At 55.0% G+C, this 17,269-nt stretch carries 8 protein-coding genes and 1 tRNA gene; 3 read left to right on the top strand and 6 right to left on the bottom strand.

What is annotated here, in order from left to right:
* Positions 1–123: 123 nt before the first annotated feature.
* The 4 genes from sixA to KE671_RS18715 all read right to left on the bottom strand — a co-directional run bounded on the left by sixA (position 124) and on the right by KE671_RS18715 (position 4,735).
* Positions 124–609 carry a phosphohistidine phosphatase SixA gene (sixA, locus tag KE671_RS18730; protein ID WP_206164102.1) on the bottom strand — a complete coding sequence of 162 codons (486 nt, stop codon included), beginning with the start codon at positions 607–609 and terminating at the stop codon, positions 124–126.
* 192 nt (positions 610–801) lie between these two features.
* Complete coding sequence (gene fadJ / locus KE671_RS18725; protein WP_206164101.1) at positions 802–2,961, bottom strand: fatty acid oxidation complex subunit alpha FadJ; 2,160 nt, start codon at positions 2,959–2,961, stop codon at positions 802–804.
* On the bottom strand, positions 2,961–4,271 hold the full coding sequence (fadI, locus tag KE671_RS18720) for an acetyl-CoA C-acyltransferase FadI (RefSeq protein ID WP_206164100.1): 1,311 nt from the start codon (positions 4,269–4,271) through the stop codon (positions 2,961–2,963). The genes fadJ and fadI overlap by 1 nt, the downstream gene beginning before the upstream one ends.
* A 179-nt stretch (positions 4,272–4,450) precedes the next feature.
* The gene (locus KE671_RS18715) at positions 4,451–4,735 is read right to left on the bottom strand and encodes a YfcZ/YiiS family protein (protein ID WP_200049941.1); all 285 of its coding nucleotides are present in this window, start codon (positions 4,733–4,735) and stop codon (positions 4,451–4,453) included.
* Between the two features lie 373 nt (positions 4,736–5,108).
* Between KE671_RS18715 and fadL the strand changes: the two genes are divergently transcribed.
* A complete protein-coding gene (gene fadL / locus KE671_RS18710) occupies positions 5,109–6,449 on the top strand; it encodes a long-chain fatty acid transporter FadL (RefSeq protein ID WP_206164099.1) in 1,341 nt (446 codons plus the stop codon).
* A gap of 61 nt (positions 6,450–6,510) precedes the next feature.
* On the opposite strand, the gene mlaA is transcribed toward fadL, so the two are convergent.
* Positions 6,511–7,266 carry a phospholipid-binding lipoprotein MlaA gene (mlaA, locus tag KE671_RS18705; protein WP_206164098.1) on the bottom strand — a complete coding sequence of 252 codons (756 nt, stop codon included), beginning with the start codon at positions 7,264–7,266 and terminating at the stop codon, positions 6,511–6,513.
* Between the two features lie 291 nt (positions 7,267–7,557).
* Between mlaA and KE671_RS18700 the strand changes: the two genes are divergently transcribed.
* Both KE671_RS18700 and KE671_RS18695 read left to right on the top strand, forming a co-directional pair.
* Positions 7,558–8,499, top strand: coding sequence for a formate/nitrite transporter family protein (locus KE671_RS18700; RefSeq protein ID WP_206164383.1), 942 nt, complete (start codon positions 7,558–7,560; stop codon positions 8,497–8,499).
* 76 nt (positions 8,500–8,575) lie between these two features.
* Positions 8,576–8,650 (top strand) — tRNA-Arg (locus KE671_RS18695).
* 209 nt (positions 8,651–8,859) lie between these two features.
* Here the strand turns inward: KE671_RS18695 and KE671_RS18690 are convergent.
* Positions 8,860–16,782, bottom strand: coding sequence for an autotransporter outer membrane beta-barrel domain-containing protein (locus KE671_RS18690; RefSeq protein ID WP_206164097.1), 7,923 nt, complete (start codon positions 16,780–16,782; stop codon positions 8,860–8,862).
* Positions 16,783–17,269: the final 487 nt, after the last annotated feature.

Here is a 17,269-nt window from a genome sequence, read left to right as displayed (position 1 = left end):
GGCCTACATAAGATCGCAATATCAATGTGTTATATAATCTTTGTAGGCCCGATAAGCTTGCGCCATCGGGCATTTCATCGTTTGTCAGCCGCATCAGCGGCTCTTTAAAAGTCAGACGGCAGGTTAAATCGCTTTCGCCATTTTGAGGTTACACGGGCTCATCTGCCAGTTGAATACCCCTTTTCCACTTTCATCCAGCGTCACACTGGCAATCGCTGAGGTGGTAAACATCGGCGGCGTTTCGCCGGGGCACAGCTCGGCCACCAGGTAACCCACTAAGGGAAGGTGGGAAATCACCAGTGCGGTTGCGACACCTTCGTTGGCCAGGGCCTGCAGCCAGGCGCTGACCAGACCGACATCGCCGCAAGGAGTCAACTCCGGCAAAACATCCACGTCGCCAGGCAGGTTCATACATTCCCCTACCACATCCAACGTTTGTTCGGCTCGCAGGAACGGGCTCACCAGAACACGTTCGATATCCACTTTTTGACCTTTCAGCCAGTTCGCCATAAGGCGGGATTCATCACAACCACAGGGGGTTAAGGGACGAACCGAATCACTGGCGGCATCGAGGGCCGCGTCGCCGTGACGCATGATAAAAACTTGCATATTGCACCGCTTTTGTTAACCAGAATCACACGCACCCCAGCCAACCCCTCTCAGGATTGCGGTAATGCAGTGGCCGGCATTGTGCCTTATCCGTTCACTGAATGAAACGCTGTGTTTTACCTCAATGGCGTAAGTATAGTCAATCTGTGTTTACAATTTAACCAGACCACAGCCATTCAGTGTGGATATACCTTACATTTGACCTTGTAAATTCAGGTCAGTTGCATCTGCTTTCCAGAAACTTTCACCCCGCTCCGCCATCTGTAACAACGTATCGCACGGCGTAAACCGCGGACCATACAGCGAAGCCAGACGTTGCAATACCGCAACCACTTCACCCGCGCCGAGAGAATCCATATAACGGAACGGGCCACCGAGAAACGGAGGAAAACCAATACCAAACACCGCGCCGATGTCACCATCGCGCGCGCTACGAATCACCTGTTCACCGAAGCAGCGCGCTGCCTCGTTGAGCATTAACATGACACAGCGTTCTGCAATCTGCTTGTCAGAGAGCCGGCTCTGCCCTTGAGCACCAATAAGCGCATAAATTGCAGGGTCGACCTGTTTTTTGCTTTTACGCCCTTTCGCCCCATAAAGATAGAAACCCCGACCATTTTTTCTACCTTTGCGATCGTCATTCAAAATTGATGAAACAACATTTGCAGGGGCGCTAAAACGCTCGCCATAAGCGGCTTCCAGTATCGGTATAATTTTAGTACCGGTGTCGATTCCGACCTCATCCAAAAGTTGGATTGGCCCGACCGGAAAACCAAATTTTACCAGTGCGCTGTCGATCTGTTCGACCCGCTCACCTTCTGTCAGCAGGCGAATCGCTTCATTGATATACGGCGCGAGAATACGGTTTACGTAGAATCCGGCCTTATCACGCACCACAATCGGTGTTTTGCCCTGTTTTTTCGCCAGCTTAACCGTGGTGGCAATGGTTTGCCCCGACGTCGTAGCATGCGGAATCACCTCCACCAGCGGCATTTTTTCTACCGGGCTAAAGAAGTGCAGACCAATCACCTGCTCAGGTCTGGCCGCTTTTGCCGCAATATCGCCAATGGGTAAAGATGACGTGTTGGATGCAAAAATAGTGTGAGATGCACAATTCTGTTCAACTTCTGCCACCATCTGTTGTTTTAACGACAGATCTTCAAACACCGCTTCAATTACCAGGTCGCGATGGGAAAAGCCGCGATAATCGACCGAACCCGAAAGCAGCGCCAGCTGCTTGTCACGTTCACTGGCTTTGATATGCCGACGACGCACCTTCGTTTCAAGCTGATCCCAGCTGTATCTCAGCGCGTGATTGATTCCTTTGGTATTAATGTCTTTGATGCGAACTGGCAAGCCACCTTTACAGGCCGTGACGTACGCAATACCGCCGCCCATCAGCCCACCGCCTAAAATGCCGACGCTGTTAAGCGGCCCCGGCGAAACCTCACTGCCCGGATCTTTTTTCACGTCCGTACTGGCAAAAAAGATATTGCGTAACGCCTGCGATTGCGGCGTCATTGCCAGTTCGCCAAACGCGCGCGCTTCTGCGTCATAACCGCTGCTGCTCCCTTGCGCCAGTCCGGTTTCAATCACCTGCAAAATACGCTCTGTCGCCGGGTAATTTCCCTGGGTTTTCTGTTCGGTTTTCTTGCTGACCATCCGGAACAGCAACGCTCGCCCGAGCGGGCCCGCCAGAATACGTTCGCGAACCGGTAAAGAGCGATGTACGGGGCGATCTTTTTTCGCCCATTCCACAGCGGCGTCCAGCAGGATGGTCTGCGGGACCACCTCATCCACCAGCCCCGTTTTCAGGGCCTGCTTCGCACGAAGCTGCTTACCGGTGAGGATCATCTCCAGTGCCGTACTGATGCCCACCCGTCGCGGTAGCCGTTGAGTGCCGCCTGAACCTGGCAGCAGTCCGAGTTGAACTTCCGGCAAACCAAGCACCGTTTTAGCGTCGTCCGTACAGACGCGAGTATGACAGGCCAGCGCCAGTTCAAGCCCGCCACCCAGACAGGGACCGTGAATGGCGGCCACCACCGGGATCGGCAGCGCGTTGATCTCGGCCATCAGTTGCTGCCCCTGCCGCGCCAGCGTTTCCGCTTCCTGCGCGCTTTTGCAGCGACTAATCATATTGATATCCGCCCCGGCAATGAAATTGTCCGCTTTTGCGGAAATAATGACGACGCCGCGAATCGCCTTGTTCTCGCGGATCTGTTTAAGAATGATGCGTACCTGTGAGGCAAACTCGGCCTTGAGGGTATTCATCTTTTCTCCGGGCACATCAACAGTGATGATGGCGACGTTATCCAGACGCACGTTAAGCGTAAAAGCAGATGTCATTTCCATTATTCCGCCTCCAGAACCATTGCCGCGCCCAGTCCACCCGCCGCACAGGCGGTGACCAGACCAAAGCCGCCGCCACGCCGGCGTAATTCGTGCAGAGTTTGTGTGATCATCCTCGCGCCGGTCGCGGCAAATGGATGTCCAAAGGCAATCGAACCGCCAAGTACGTTAAATTTGCTGTCATCCACTTCGCCAGTGGCATGGCTTCGGCCAAGCACGTCGCGGGCAAAACGCTCACTGCCGAGCAACTGGAGATTGGCCAGCGTCTGCGCGGCAAAGGCTTCGTGCATATCGAAAAGCGTCAGATCGGCCATCGTGATGCCCGCACGCTCCAGCGCCAGCGGCGTGGACCATGCCGGTCCCAGCAACATGTCCTGCCAGACATCGATTGCGGTAAACGCATAACTGCGCAGATAGCCAAGCGGGACCAGCCCCAACTCTTTGGCACGAGATTCCGTCATCAGGATGACGGCCGCTGCGCCGTCGGTCAGTGGGGTGCTGTTTGCCGCCGTAACGCTGCCATGTTTACGGTCAAATGCCGGACGCAGTCTGGCGTAATCTGCCAGCGTAGAGTTGCCGCGAATATTGTTATCTTCAGACAGAGGATCTTTAAAAGGCGGCGTGTAAGTGGTCATCACCTCATCGGCCAGCTTTCCTTCGGCCCACGCCTCGGCGGCTCGCTGGTGAGAACGATGCGCCAGGGCATCCTGTTGTTCACGGGTGATGCCGTAGGTTTTCGCCATCTGTTCGGCGGTATCCCCCATGCGCAGGCCGGTAGAATATTCCGCCACGGCAGGCGGGACGGGCATCAAATCGCGTAAGCGCAGACGGGAAAAGAGTTTCAGGCGCTGCCCCATCGTGCGGGCTTTGTTGACGTCGACCAGCACCCGCGCCAGTTTTTTGCTGACGCCAATGGGCAACACCGAAGAAGAGTCCGCCCCACCGGCGATACCCGCACGAATGGTGCCAGCCATCAGGCTCTCCGCGACGTTGGCGACAGCCTGAAAACTGGTCGCACAGGCGCGACTGACGCTGTAGGCATCGGTATGCACATTCATCCCGGTCCCGAGCACAATTTCACGCGCGATGTTTGGCGCTTCCGGCATCTGTACAACCTGGCCAAAAACCAGTTGTTCAATCACATCAGCAGGGATTTCACTGCGCGCCAGCAGTTCGCCAACCACCATTTTGCCGAGATCGACGGCGGGAATGCCATGATAGGCGGTCGCCTGACGGGCAAAAGGCGTACGTAATCCGCTCACAATGGCGATGCGATCGCCCTGACGGGTGACCAGCGGTAATGCCTGACTCATAACACTCCCCTGTAAAAAATAAATAAGTGGTCTGACCTGATCATAGTCTTAACCAATTTTTTACATTTAGCCAAGCGAAGCGCAAAGAAAGTGAGAGCTACGACACAGTGAATAATCACTGCCTGAAATGAAAATGCCCCGGGAAAACTCACCGGGGCATCAGAAACAACGAGGTGGGATTAACGCAGACCCAACTGGAAAATCAGGGTTTCGGCTTCGCAGGCGAAGACAAAATCGATATCCAGGCGCACACCATCAGACGCTTCGGTGAAGGTCGAGGTGATTTTGCACGGTTCAGATTCCACGCTACGCGCTTTTTCGGTCAGCGCCGCCAGCGTCTCTTCAGCCTCTGCGCGGTTAGCGAACACACGGCTGTATGATGCGGTGCAATCGGAGTTGTCCATGATGGTACCAACATCCATACAGCAGCAAACCGGGGTTTCATCAGCACTGCATTTACTCATTGTAGATTTCCTCTGTATTTCGCACCCAGGGTGCCAGATAAACGATGGGAATATTTTACGCTCCCCCCATCCGCCTCTCCAGTTGTTAATTGTGCGAAATGAGATAAGTGACCGAAATCACACTTAAAAATGATCTAAAACAAATTTCACCCAAAAGGATGAGTGCGCAAACAACCAATTTTGCCAGCTGGATCGCGTTTTTAAGATCACAATTGAAAAAAGTTATAAACATACTTGCAACATTTCAGCTGGTCAGACCTATACTCACGCCACTGGTCTGATTTCTAAGTCGTACCACAGACCCTACACTTCGCGCTCCTGTTACACCATGTAACATAGTTTGTATAAAAATAAATCAATTGAGGTTATGGTCATGAGCCAGAAAACCCTGTTAACAAAGTCTGCTCTCGCAGTTGCAGTGGCAATTATCTCCACCCAGGCCTGGTCTGCAGGCTTTCAGTTAAACGAATTTTCTTCCTCTGGCCTCGGCCGGGCCTATTCGGGTGAAGGCGCTATCGCAGACGATGCAGGTAACGTCAGCCGTAACCCAGCGCTGATCACCATGTTCGATCGCCCGACGTTCTCTGCGGGTGCGGTCTATATCGATCCGGATGTCAACATCAGCGGACGCTCACCGTCTGGCCGTAGCCTTGATGCCGACAACATCGCGCCGACGGCATGGGTGCCAAACGCGCACTTTGTTGCGCCAATTAACGATCAGTTCGGTTGGGGGGCATCAATCACCTCTAACTACGGTCTGGCTACAGAGTTTAACGATACTTACGCGGGCGGTTCTGTCGGCGGTACGACCGACCTCGAAACCATGAACCTCAACTTAAGCGGTGCCTATCGCTTAGACGACGCCTGGAGCTTCGGTCTCGGTCTGAACGCCGTTTATGCGCGTGCGAAAATCGAACGCTTCGCCGGTGACCTGGGTCAACTGGTCGCCGGTCAGGTGATGAACTCTCCTGCCGGACAAACGCCGCAGGGTCAGCAACTGGCTGCCACCGCAAATGGCATCCCAAGCGATACCAAAATTGCCCATCTGAACGGTAACCAATGGGGCTTCGGCTGGAACGCCGGGATCCTGTATGAGCTGGATAAAAACAACCGCTACGCGTTGACCTATCGTTCTGAAGTCAAAATTGACTTTAAAGGTAACTACAGCAGCGATCTGCCGCCAGCGATCAACAACTACAACCTGGGTATCCCGACCGCTACCGGCGGCGCAACTCAGTCGGGATACCTGACGCTGAACCTGCCAGAAATGTGGGAAGTGTCCGGTTATAACCGCGTAGCGCCGCAGTGGGCTATCCACTACAGCCTGGCCTATACCAGCTGGAGTCAGTTCCAGGAGCTGAAAGCCAAATCCACTGGTGGTCAGACGCTGTTCCAGAAACATGAAGGCTTTAAAGACGCCTACCGCATCGCACTGGGTACCACCTACTACTACGATGATAACTGGACGTTCCGTACTGGTATCGCCTTCGATGATAGCCCGGTTCCCTCACAAAACCGTTCTATCTCGATTCCGGATCAGGACCGCTTCTGGCTGAGCGCCGGTACCACCTACGCCTTTAATAAAGATGCGTCTGTGGACGTTGGCGTCTCTTACATGCACGGTCAGAGCGTTAAAATCAACGAAGGTCCGTACCAGTTCGAGTCTGAAGGTAAAGCCTGGCTGTTCGGTACCAACTTCAACTACGCCTTCTGATTTCTTGCAGATATAAAAAAGGTGAGCTTTCTAGCTCACCTTTTTATTTGCCCACTCAGGCTTACTCGGAATCGATCTCTTTCAGTTCGTCCTGAATCGCCTGCGCGTTCGGGTTTTCCTGCGGCTTGAGCTTCCCACCATCCGCGATAAAATCATGGCGCTGGAAGTAAGCTTCACGAACCATAATGTAGGGATCGGAGGACTGACGCAGCAGACCATCAGAATCCAGCAACTGAGCGCGGGTTTCAATCCCTTCAATCGTCCACTTACCAATCGACATCGGCCAGGTCAGCCAGGAGAGCACCGGATATAACGTATCCGCCATATCGCCGCCGTCCTCACGGATTGTCCAACTGCCGTAGAACGGTAGCTGCACATAAGGACCGTAGCCTACGCCATAGTGACCTAATGTACTGCCGAAGCGATGTGGTTCCACGCGCTGCAGTTTCGTGTTCGCCATACCGGCGACGTCAATAAAGCCGCCCATCCCCAGAATTGTGTTGAGGAAGAAACGGGTGAAATGCACCATCCCCTGATACGGATCGCCCTGCAGGAAATAGTTCACCATCACTGCGGGCTCTTCCAGGTTGCCGGTGAAATTGCTCAAACCATTACGGGCAGGCTGCGGAACATAATCACGCCAGGCGACGGCCACCGGTCGAACGATATACGGATCCAACACATTAAAGTTGAAGTTGTACATGGTGCGGTTGAACCCTTCAAACGGGTCCGAACGCCCCTGCTGTTCTGTGCCGGAACTCGCACACCCCACCAGCAGTGTGGTTCCCAGCGCAAGCGCCGACAGGCGAAGCTTCATAAATGTCTCCCTGTTAATTATGGCTATCGCTGATTGCCATCCATGACGGAACGCTACCGTATCCGCCTGTAAAGGTGTGAGCGATTGTAACAGTACGTCAAACGATGTCTATATCACCGAACTTGTTGATTTGATCATAGCCTGGTCACACCAGAATCGTCGCGCCTCTATTCTAGCGGGATGAAGAAAAACAAACGTTACCATTTTTGCGTTTTCAGAACATGTCCGGACGAGGATCAGGTTAAAAACCGCTACGCTTTATCTTGTTAGTGCGCATACCGGAGACGAATGATGGTCGATCATGAAAACGACAAGATAGATAAACACAGCGATGAGCTTGCCGTCGAAAGTGAAGAAAAACAGAGCGGGAAAAAGATAGAGCTGGATGAAGATCGCCTCCCCTCGCGGGCAATGGCGATTCATGAGCATATTCGTCAGGACGGCGAGAAAGAGCTGGAGCGAGATGCGATGGCGCTGTTGTGGTCAGCCATTGCCGCCGGGCTTTCGATGGGAGCTTCGCTGTTGGCAAAAGGCATCTTCCACGTCGAACTGGAGGGGGTACCAGGCAGTTTCTTGTTGGAGAATCTCGGCTATACCTTTGGATTTATCATCGTCATTATGGCTCGCCAGCAGTTGTTCACTGAAAACACCGTCACCGCCGTGCTACCTGTCATGCAGAATCCGACGCTCAGTAACGCGGGCCTGTTAATGCGACTGTGGGGCATCGTGCTGCTGGGGAATATACTGGGTACTGCGATTGCGGCGTGGGCCTTTGAATACATGCCAATCTTCAACGAAGAAACCCGCGATGCGTTCGTGAAGATCGGCATGGAGGTGATGAAAAACAGCCCTACGGAAATGTTTGCCAACGCCATTATTTCCGGCTGGCTGATTGCGACCATGGTCTGGATGTTCCCGGCGGCAGGCGCCGCGAAGATCGTGGTGATTATCCTGATGACGTGGCTGATTGCGCTGGGTGATACCACTCACATCGTGGTGGGTTCGGTTGAAATTCTCTATCTGGTATTTAACGGCACGCTGCACTGGAGTGACTTCCTCTGGCCGTTTGCCCTACCGACGCTAGCCGGAAACATTTGCGGTGGCACCTTTATCTTCGCCCTGATGAGCCACGCGCAGATCCGCAACGATATGAGTAATGCACGCAAGGAAGAAGCCAGAATCGCTGCGCAAAAAAGAGACAACGCGCAGAAAAAGGAGGAAAAACAGTCCTGAATGGCGACGGTTTGAACAGTCAGGCGGCCCCTCACTTACCGAGACAAACAAAAACCGGTATACTCGGTGCCGCTTCGTCCCCTTAGTTAAATGGATATAACGAGCCCCTCCTAAGGGCTAGTTGCAGGTTCGATTCCTGCAGGGGACACCATATGCGCCTCTCCTGATATCTGCTGAATTCAATAAAATCGTTTTATTATCATAGACAATCTCTTCATCCTGCCTACAAGACGTCAGGCCAATAAAACGTAGATCAATAATCGTTTGGTGCCCTGAATAACGCAAGAATAAGTAAAACAGGAGCCGGTTCTTCCGGCTCCTGTTTCATTACAGTGCAGCGATTTCAGTACAGCATGTCAGTTACCAACTGTATTTCACCCCCAGCATGCCCTGGGTATCGCTGTAGCCTTTATCCCCCATCTGCACACCCACATTACCCCAGACGCTCAGACGGTTATTCACTTTTCCTTCCACCCCGGTACGGATTTCGCCCAGATTACGTGCCCCGTCACGGCTGACTTTCGTGCCGTCCATCTTCACGCCGAAGGTTTCGGTGTTGTGGATCCAGTTCACTTCCACAAACGGCTGGAACTCACGCTGTTTACCGTCATCCATTTTGTGGTGACTGTTCAGGTAGGTTCTCACGCCCAGACGCGTCTGAATGTTACCGTCACCCTGCGTTTCGATACGGGTGCCGTCGTTTCGGGTGTGCGCGCTGTCCTTCACGCCCATCCACGTGACCTGCGCCTGTGGCTGTACATACCAGGTGTTCAGCGTGCCCTGGCTGCCGGCAAACTCTCCGGCTTTCAGGGTGTAACCCGCTTCCAGCGAGGCGGTCAGCCCTTTCGAGTTGTAGCTGTCGCCGTCGCGGTTATCCGCTTCCACGCTGCTGTCGAACCAGTTGTACAGCATCCAGCTGTCAACATATGCCCCAGTTTTGTCCGCCTCGTTCTGGTACCAGGTGCCGTACAGACCGGCACTGTAGCCACTGATGCGCCCGTCTGAACCGTAACCGGCGCGGTCGCTGCGGGTGTTGCTGTGCGCATTCGCATAGCCCCCCATCACGCCCAGATGCCATCGGTCAAGACCGTCTGTGCTCCACTGCGCGATGTCGCCGCCCAGTTGCAGCACATAACGGTTGCTCTGTGTTTTCAACTGACCGTCACCGGCAGAAGACCGTTCGTGCCCGCCGACATGACGCATCCACATACTGGCTGCCACCCCCTCGCCTTTCAGCGCATCGGTGTACTGCGGCTCGCCGAGACGGTCGTGCAGACGGGTGTTGAACAGCGTGTTGGCAGCCGCAATATTGCCGATATAACTGCCTGCTTCCGGGCGCAGTGCGTCCGGGGCGCTCGGGTCGACTACCGGCGGTTTCACCGGGTCTACAGATTCCAGCGGGTCATCTGTCGGCGGCACACTGTTTTTCCATTTACTGGTCAGATACCAGTTTTTCGCCGCGCTGCCTGTGCCTTTCGCCAGCGCATAGACATAAGCCCCGGCTTCCACGGTGCCGGTGGTCAGTGCGAAGTTGCCGGCAGAACTGCCGTTCACCTGAATCACCTCAATACCGTTCACCGTCTGCGCCCCGCTACCGCCGGTGTTGGTGACACTGACTCGGGTGCTACCCGCCGTGTTGCCGTTCACCGTCAGTTTGTCGGTCGGAGAGCTGTCGCCACCCAATTCGGTGTTGAACGCCAACAGTCCGTTGCTACCGGTGTAGTTGCCGTTGACGGTCAGGGTGTTGCCCGGCTGACCATCTGCACGAGTCAGCAGGACGGAACCGCTGTTGGTCAGGTTGCCGTCAACCAGGAAGTCCATCACCTGCATTGTCCCACCCTGCATGACATCCACATTCCCGGCGGTGCTACCGTAACCCGTGAACAAGCCGCCATTACGCACGTTAACAAGTCCACTTGCCATAGCCACCGCAGAGTCAACGTCACTGCCGAGCGCCAGTTCACCGGCGGTGATGTCGGTTGTGCCGGTATACGCGGCGGAATCGGCTGTCAGGGTCAGCGTACCTACGCCCTGTTTGTTCAGCCCACCGCTACCGCTGATGCTGTTCACCAGTGTCCAGTCACTGACGGTGTCGACGGTCAGTTGACCGTTATCGTTAACTGTCGCCATACCGAGATGGTTCTGTTCACTGACGGTCAGGTTGCTGCTGCTGTTGATATTAAACAAACCACTAAAGCTGCTGTTGTCACCGGAGAGGGTGGCGTCCGTGGTGTTTGTGGCGTCCACATTACCGGTACCGCTGATGTCGTTTGCCAGCATCCCGGTGACATTGTTCAGCGTCAGGGTGCCTTCGTCGGTGATATCACCGCTGCCTGCGCCCTGTGCATTACTGAGGACCACTTCCGCACCGCTGCTGATGTTAGTGGTCACACTCAGACCGCTGTTGGCTCCGTCAATGGTCAGCACCCCGCCTTCAACGTTCAGTTTCCCACCTCCGTTCAGGATGCCGTTACTGTCCCCGCCCCCCGTCAGTGTCAGGGTGCCAGCGTTGAAGTCAAGCTGTGAGCCGCCATCACCGGCCAGAATACCGGCAGTCTGCAGTGTGCCGTTAAGGTCAGCTTTCGCTCCGCTATTAATCGCCAGTTTAGCGGTATCCCCCAGCGCGCCGTCGACATCGGTACGCAGGGTCCCGCTCAGGATCGTGGTGTCACCGGTGTAATCGTTGCTGCTGTTGGACAGGGACAGTACGTCACTGCCTGCAGTACTGACGGCCAGGCTGCCGCTGCCGGTGATGCGGGCGGATTGGTCCGCTGCCGCGCCGGTGGCCCCCGGTGTACCATCAAGCGTCAGGGTCTGGTTCGCCAGCAGCTCCAGCTCTGTCAGGCCGTAGTTGACATACAGACCGTCCTGGTTGCCGGACGTCCCTGCTGTGGTCAGACGGTAATCGTAAGTACCTTTCGCCACCGCGTTGCCGCCCTGGGCGATGTTCACCTGAGTCGCATCCGTGATGACATTGCCACTCTGGTCCTGCAACACCAGGTTACCACCGGCACCGTTAACCAGTGCGGCGCCAACCAGCTCCAGGCCAATGTTGGCATCATCCTGAGTCATCAGTGACGCGGTAGTGGCCGTTTCATGACCCGGCACATACGGTGCCGGAACGTTAATCTGTACCGTACCGTTGCCGGACGCATCCAGCCTGTTGACCGTCATATGACTGGTCGCCACTTTTTGCGCTGGCGCGGTGGCGTTAAACGCCACTTTACCGCTGGCGAAAGCCAGACCGCCGATAACCTGTTCGCCATCCGCCACGGTGGTGACGCTGCCGGTGCCGGCTTTCAGGGTAGCATTCGTCAGAGCGGTAGTGTTCACCCCGCCCAGTGCCAGGGTCGCATTGCTCAGGTCCACGGTCCCGGCAAACGCGCTGCCGGTGGTGGTGGCGAAGTTAAACGCCTGTCCGGTGTTCGCTACCGCCACGGTGCCGGTGCCGGTCAGGGCATTGGTCAGCGTCCGGTCAGCAGTACCGTTCACCGCCAGAACCGAACCGGAATCGATGTCAAAGCCCGCACCACCGACCGGTTTACCGCCGAGAGCATAGTTGTTATCCAGACTGAACAGCGAGCCGTTACGCAGATTCACCTGGTTGTAGCTGTTGATTTGTGCGCCGGTGCCGTCCATATGGAAGCCCGCCGTCACGCCGTCAAACACCGCAGTAGCCATGCCGCTGCCGCCGTTCAGGGCGTTAAAGGTGTTGCCGTTGCCCTGCACGGTGACAGTGTCGTTGCCTGCGGAGCCACTGATGGTGTTCACGTCAGCGCCGTTTGTCAGCAGCACGATGTTGGTGCCGCTGCCGCTAAGCGCGATATTGCCGCCGACAGTACCGGCATTCACCGTGACCGCGTTGTTGCCACTGGTGGTGGTGATATTGTTACTGACCGTACCGCTGTTATACACCGTGCCGTTTGCCCCGTTCATCACCATGTCGCCGTTGATGGTCCCGGCGTTGACTGCCGTGGCGCCCGCCGCATTCATGGCCAGTGCCGGACTGCCGGAAGCCGACGCGGTAATCACCCCGCTGGCCGTGTTGGTGAAAGCGGTTGCATTCGCCGTATCGACCGTTGCCGCCGTGGTGCTGGCTGAGGTCAGCGTACCGCGGTTGGTAGCGGAGGTGACGCCATTACCGAGTTTCAGAGCCGCGCCGCCCGCGGCGTTGCTGACGTTCACGCTCACTGCCGAGTCGACGGTGCCAACGGTGTTCGCCAGAATCCCGGTGCCGCCGGCACCGCTGACGTTAATGGTCAGGGCCGAAGAGCCGGAGAGGTCCAGATTGCCGCTGGTCGCACTGCCGTTCGCGTTTGCAAAGGCAATACCGGTACCCGCGCCGCCCACATTAATGGTGCCACTGTTGGTGTCGTCAATGGTCACCGAGGTACGGACCCCGGCACCATTCGCTACATCAATGGTGGTGCCCGTTAGTTGCAGGTCGGTCAGATTACCGGCGTTCTCGATACCATTACCGGACGCGCCCGCCGCGCTGACAATAATATGGGCATTCGTCACGTCGAGTCCGCTGGCGCCGCTGCTGATCAGCACGCCGTCTGCCGTACCGCGGGCTTCAACGGTGCCCACGCCGCTGCCGACGAGGTTCAGGCTGCCGGCCGCCAGTTCGATGGCCGCCCTGCCGTCGGTTGCCAGAACCGTGCCGCTATTGGTGACGGTGGACGCCTGTCCCTGGTCACCGGCTCCGATATACAGGGCAGTCCCGCTCGCTTCGATATTGCCGGTGTTGTTAACTTTTCCGCCCATTACTTTAATGGCGGTGGAATTCGTGCCGGTCAGCAGGACATTACCGCTGTTGGTCAGTGTCCCGCTGTTTTGCGCCGTAAAGGCGGTGGCACCGGAAACCGTCGAACTGATAGTTGCAGCGTTAATCAGTTCCGCACCGGTATTTTCCTGCGAGAGCGCGCCGTCAGAGGCATAGGTGTTCCCGTCAACCAGTCCGGCAGTGGCGCCGCTACCGGTCAGCGCCAGCGTCGCACCGCTTTCAATGGTAGCGGTCGCCCTGCCCGAAGATATCACCCCGGTGGCGCCGTTACCGCTGATATCCAACTGACTGCCGCTGCCGATAACCGCCGTCGTATTTTCACCGGTGGCGTAAAGCGCAGTTGCATCCTTCCCGCTGGCCGCCACCTGGATATCGCCGTCCATCGCCGCCCCATCTTCCAGACGGAACAGGGTGGAACGCTCACCGGAGGCGTCCAGTACCGTCCCGGTCGGGACACTGGTGTTGATGGTGGAACCCGCGCCGGAGATGGCAAACAGGATCTGGTCCGTCGCAGAGGAAGAAAACGCCGGCGTCGCAGTACCGGAGAGGTTCACGGTTGCTCCTTCTGAGGCCCGCACGCCAGTGGCGCCGTTGCCGTTCAGGGTCACCGTCCCGGCGGTCATATTGACCGTGGTACTGGCACCGCTGGCAACGATCCCGGTAGTGCGGTTGGCGGTATTGCCGCCGTTCAGCACCAGGTTACCCGAGGTGTTGACCACCGTGGTGTGGGTACCGGTCGCATCCTGCGCCACGATCCCGGTACCGCCAGCACCTACGGTGATGCTGCCCGTGTTATTACCGCGGGCACCCGCTTCCACCAGCAGACCGGTGGTGTTACTCCCGGTAAATACGATGTTCCCGGCGTTGCTGACTTCCGCCCCGTTGCGGGCAATGAAGCCGGTAACGGCATCCAGCGCGGAATTCAGCGCCGCCTCAGTGACCAGTAAAGTACCGGACCCAAAACCTGCCGCCCCTGCGGCCAGTGCCGCGTTCGACAGCACACCCGCAATCGGGCTGCCCAGTGCATTACCGTTGATGTCGTAGCCCTGACCGTCGGCAATCCCCGCGACTGCGCCGGTAGCGGTCATGTTGATGGTGGCGTTAGACGAGATTTTACCCTGCGCACCGCCCTGGATAATCACACCAGTAGCGTCCTGGCCGGAGAGATTAAGGGTCATACCACCGGAGTTAAAGGCGGAAACATTACCGCTGGTGGCGTCTTTACCGTTGGCGACCACGGCAGTTGCCCCCTGACCGGACGCGGTCAGGACGGACGCCGCACCGGCGCCGCCGGTAAAGTCGGCACCGTCATCGACGCGGAACAGCACAGAATCTTCGGTGCTGACATCCTGCGCGCCAGTACCATTGTTGGTGATGGAAGCCGTCTGCCCGTAGACGTAGTAGCCGATCTGGTTGCTACCGTCAGTAAAGTTCACTTCACCGGTACCGGAGATGGTCACATTGCCGCCATAACGGGCATGAACGCCTATCGCCCCGTCTCCGTCCATGTTGATCTGGCCGGAAATATCGACCTGTGAGCCTGTGCCTTCAGACCAGACACCGTAGTTACGCAGCCCGGTTGACAGCTCTGCGCCACCGGTAATATTGATGTCGCCGGATAATGACGCTTTTCCGCCGGAAACCGCTTTGATCCCGGTGTTATTCACGCCGTTAAGGTTGATAGTGCCGGAACTGCCAACAGTCCCCGCCGTTTTGCTGAACGAATAAATACCGATGCTTTCAGAGGGAACAAACGCCCCATCATCCCCGTCACTGTTGACGTTGATAGTGCCGCTGTTTACCAGGGAGGCGGTGCCATCAAGGGCATGCAGACCATAGGCGCCGTTGGCCATCGAACTCAGCGTAATGGTTCCCTGGTTATCGCCACGGCCACCGGTTTCCGTGTGAATCGCGACACTTTCGGTGTTCAGATAAGCTTCGCTACTGCCGTCCTGGGTGTAACCTAAATTGATATGCCCCGTCGGCGTGTTAACGAAAGAAGAGGCGTTATACACCTTGGCAATCCAGACGCTACCTGTCTGAAACTTATCGACAGAGTTGCTCCAGTAACCGGTATTAATTGTCCCGGCGTTTTCAGCAAGAGTTCCGATATGTGTCTGAACCCCTTCAACAATCCCATTCTGGTTTTTATTGGTGTAATTGTAACGGGGTGAAAGGGTGTAGGTCCCCTGAGCGCTATTAAAAAAACGACTGCCGTTGCCATCAACGACAATTGCGATATTTTGATAGGCGCTATCCGGGATATTCCCCCCCAGGCTCAGGAACCCATTATTGATAAAGGATGAGCCACTGTTAATATGGGCGATCCTGTTAGTGGTCATTGCCGTACCGTTATTAATAAACGTGGCATTATTATTCAGTTTGACAAGCAGAAATGACGCGCTGCTGCTTGCTCTCAAATCAATTGAACCACCCGGGGCGATGTTGATAGTAGCATTTTGCCCATTCGCCTGAAGAACTGCGACATCACGCTCACCATAAACAGAAACGTCAAACCCATCCGGAGTGTGAGAGATCTGATAAGTCTGAGAGGTTGAGGTATACGCTTTTTTCAGTTCAGACTGATAGCTGGTGTAAGCCAAATCGCCGGAAGACAATTTACTGATAAGCCAGTTATTCCAGGTTTTAAAATCAGCCAGGGAATTGACGGTATGGGATGAACCGTCAAACGCGGTGAAAGTTCCCGTATAACTGTCAGTCTTAATGCTCCGGTTTATGGGGGAAGCCAGCGTATCCAGGTCACTCGGAATATTTGCATAAATGAGTTGTTGTGACGTCCAGTTAGCCGTGGCGTTATTTGCAGTGGTGCCATCCACATAAACCAGAGCGCTTTCTCTTAATTCCCCAAGATTATATTGGCTTTTATTCAGAGATATATTAGCAACACCATTCGTTACCGTTGCCAGTCGGGTATCAATATAAGGTTCAGCATCAGCTAAGACAAATGATTCAGCAGGGTTGAAATAATAGGCATCAAGCTCGGTAAACGCACCAGAGCTATAGACCATAACCGTTTTGTTACTCGAGGTGATCGGATCAAATACAGTTACCGCGGTGGTCAGGCCAGGGTAAATAATCGTATTCCCGGCGGCAGGCAAAGACGTCACAGCACTACCGCCTTGCATTACGGTGTAGCCGGCATCAATGACTTGCTGGAGATGAGTATAATACTTATAGGTCATATCTCCTGCCTGCCATGTGTCCAGCCCTGAAACCGACCAGGTATTGCCGTCAGTAATAGCTGCAGCGCCAGTCTCATTGCTGTTTGTTGCCGCACTCCAGGTGGCATCAAGCTGACAATTCAGGGTGGCAAGATCACAGGTGGCTGCATACGCCCCTGCGCTCATTACCGCCATCAGACCGGTCGCCTTCACCGCATTGCTGACGGCTCTTTTGATTCTGGCGCGACCAAATTCCGAAGTGACAACCCATTGCATCAAGGTGCTGTTCCAGATAACGCGATAGATTTTATTCATATTACACACTCGTTAAATATTTAAACTCACCTGTCTGGTTCATTGTTTTTATTAAAATAAAAAAATGTAGCAGGCTTATTTTATTGAAATTCAGGCAACACCCGCCCCTTCAGAAAGAAATATCTGAAAAGCTTCTTTAACAGAATGTTAATTCCTGTTAAGTTAAGTGTCCCATTTGATCCCTCTATGTATTTTCACCATGGAGGGATTGTTGTGTTGATGTTATTTCTCTGAAAACAGCACAAGGGAAATAATGATACTGGGAAGTTATTCAGACTTACACAGGAATACACTTACCCTGGTAATACTTCATATTGTTTGATAATTCCTTGCTTCAAATACTCTAACAGGGCAGAGGGCAGAATAAGGCTGGGTGATATTTCTATGCTGTTACCAAAGTTTATCTGCATCCCTGCACTGATTCAGTGCTATTCGATTAGCACCCTTTATGTATCCTGAGTGCAGTTTTACATTGCGCAAAAAATGA

The organism is Citrobacter amalonaticus (assembly GCF_018252635.1).
Lineage (GTDB): Bacteria > Pseudomonadota > Gammaproteobacteria > Enterobacterales > Enterobacteriaceae > Citrobacter_A > Citrobacter_A amalonaticus_E.
This window is presented reverse-complemented; position numbering and strand designations above follow the sequence as displayed.

Coding starts and splice junctions, on each gene's coding strand:
- KE671_RS18700 (WP_206164383.1), top strand. CDS start 7,558: ATGGTCGATCATGAAAACGACAAGATAGATAAACACAGCGATGAGCTT.
- KE671_RS18690 (WP_206164097.1), bottom strand. CDS start 16,782: ATGAATAAAATCTATCGCGTTATCTGGAACAGCACCTTGATGCAATGG.
- KE671_RS18715 (WP_200049941.1), bottom strand. CDS start 4,735: ATGAGTAAATGCAGTGCTGATGAAACCCCGGTTTGCTGCTGTATGGAT.
- fadJ (WP_206164101.1), bottom strand. CDS start 2,961: ATGGAAATGACATCTGCTTTTACGCTTAACGTGCGTCTGGATAACGTC.
- sixA (WP_206164102.1), bottom strand. CDS start 609: ATGCAAGTTTTTATCATGCGTCACGGCGACGCGGCCCTCGATGCCGCC.
- fadL (WP_206164099.1), top strand. CDS start 5,109: ATGAGCCAGAAAACCCTGTTAACAAAGTCTGCTCTCGCAGTTGCAGTG.
- fadI (WP_206164100.1), bottom strand. CDS start 4,271: ATGAGTCAGGCATTACCGCTGGTCACCCGTCAGGGCGATCGCATCGCC.
- mlaA (WP_206164098.1), bottom strand. CDS start 7,266: ATGAAGCTTCGCCTGTCGGCGCTTGCGCTGGGAACCACACTGCTGGTG.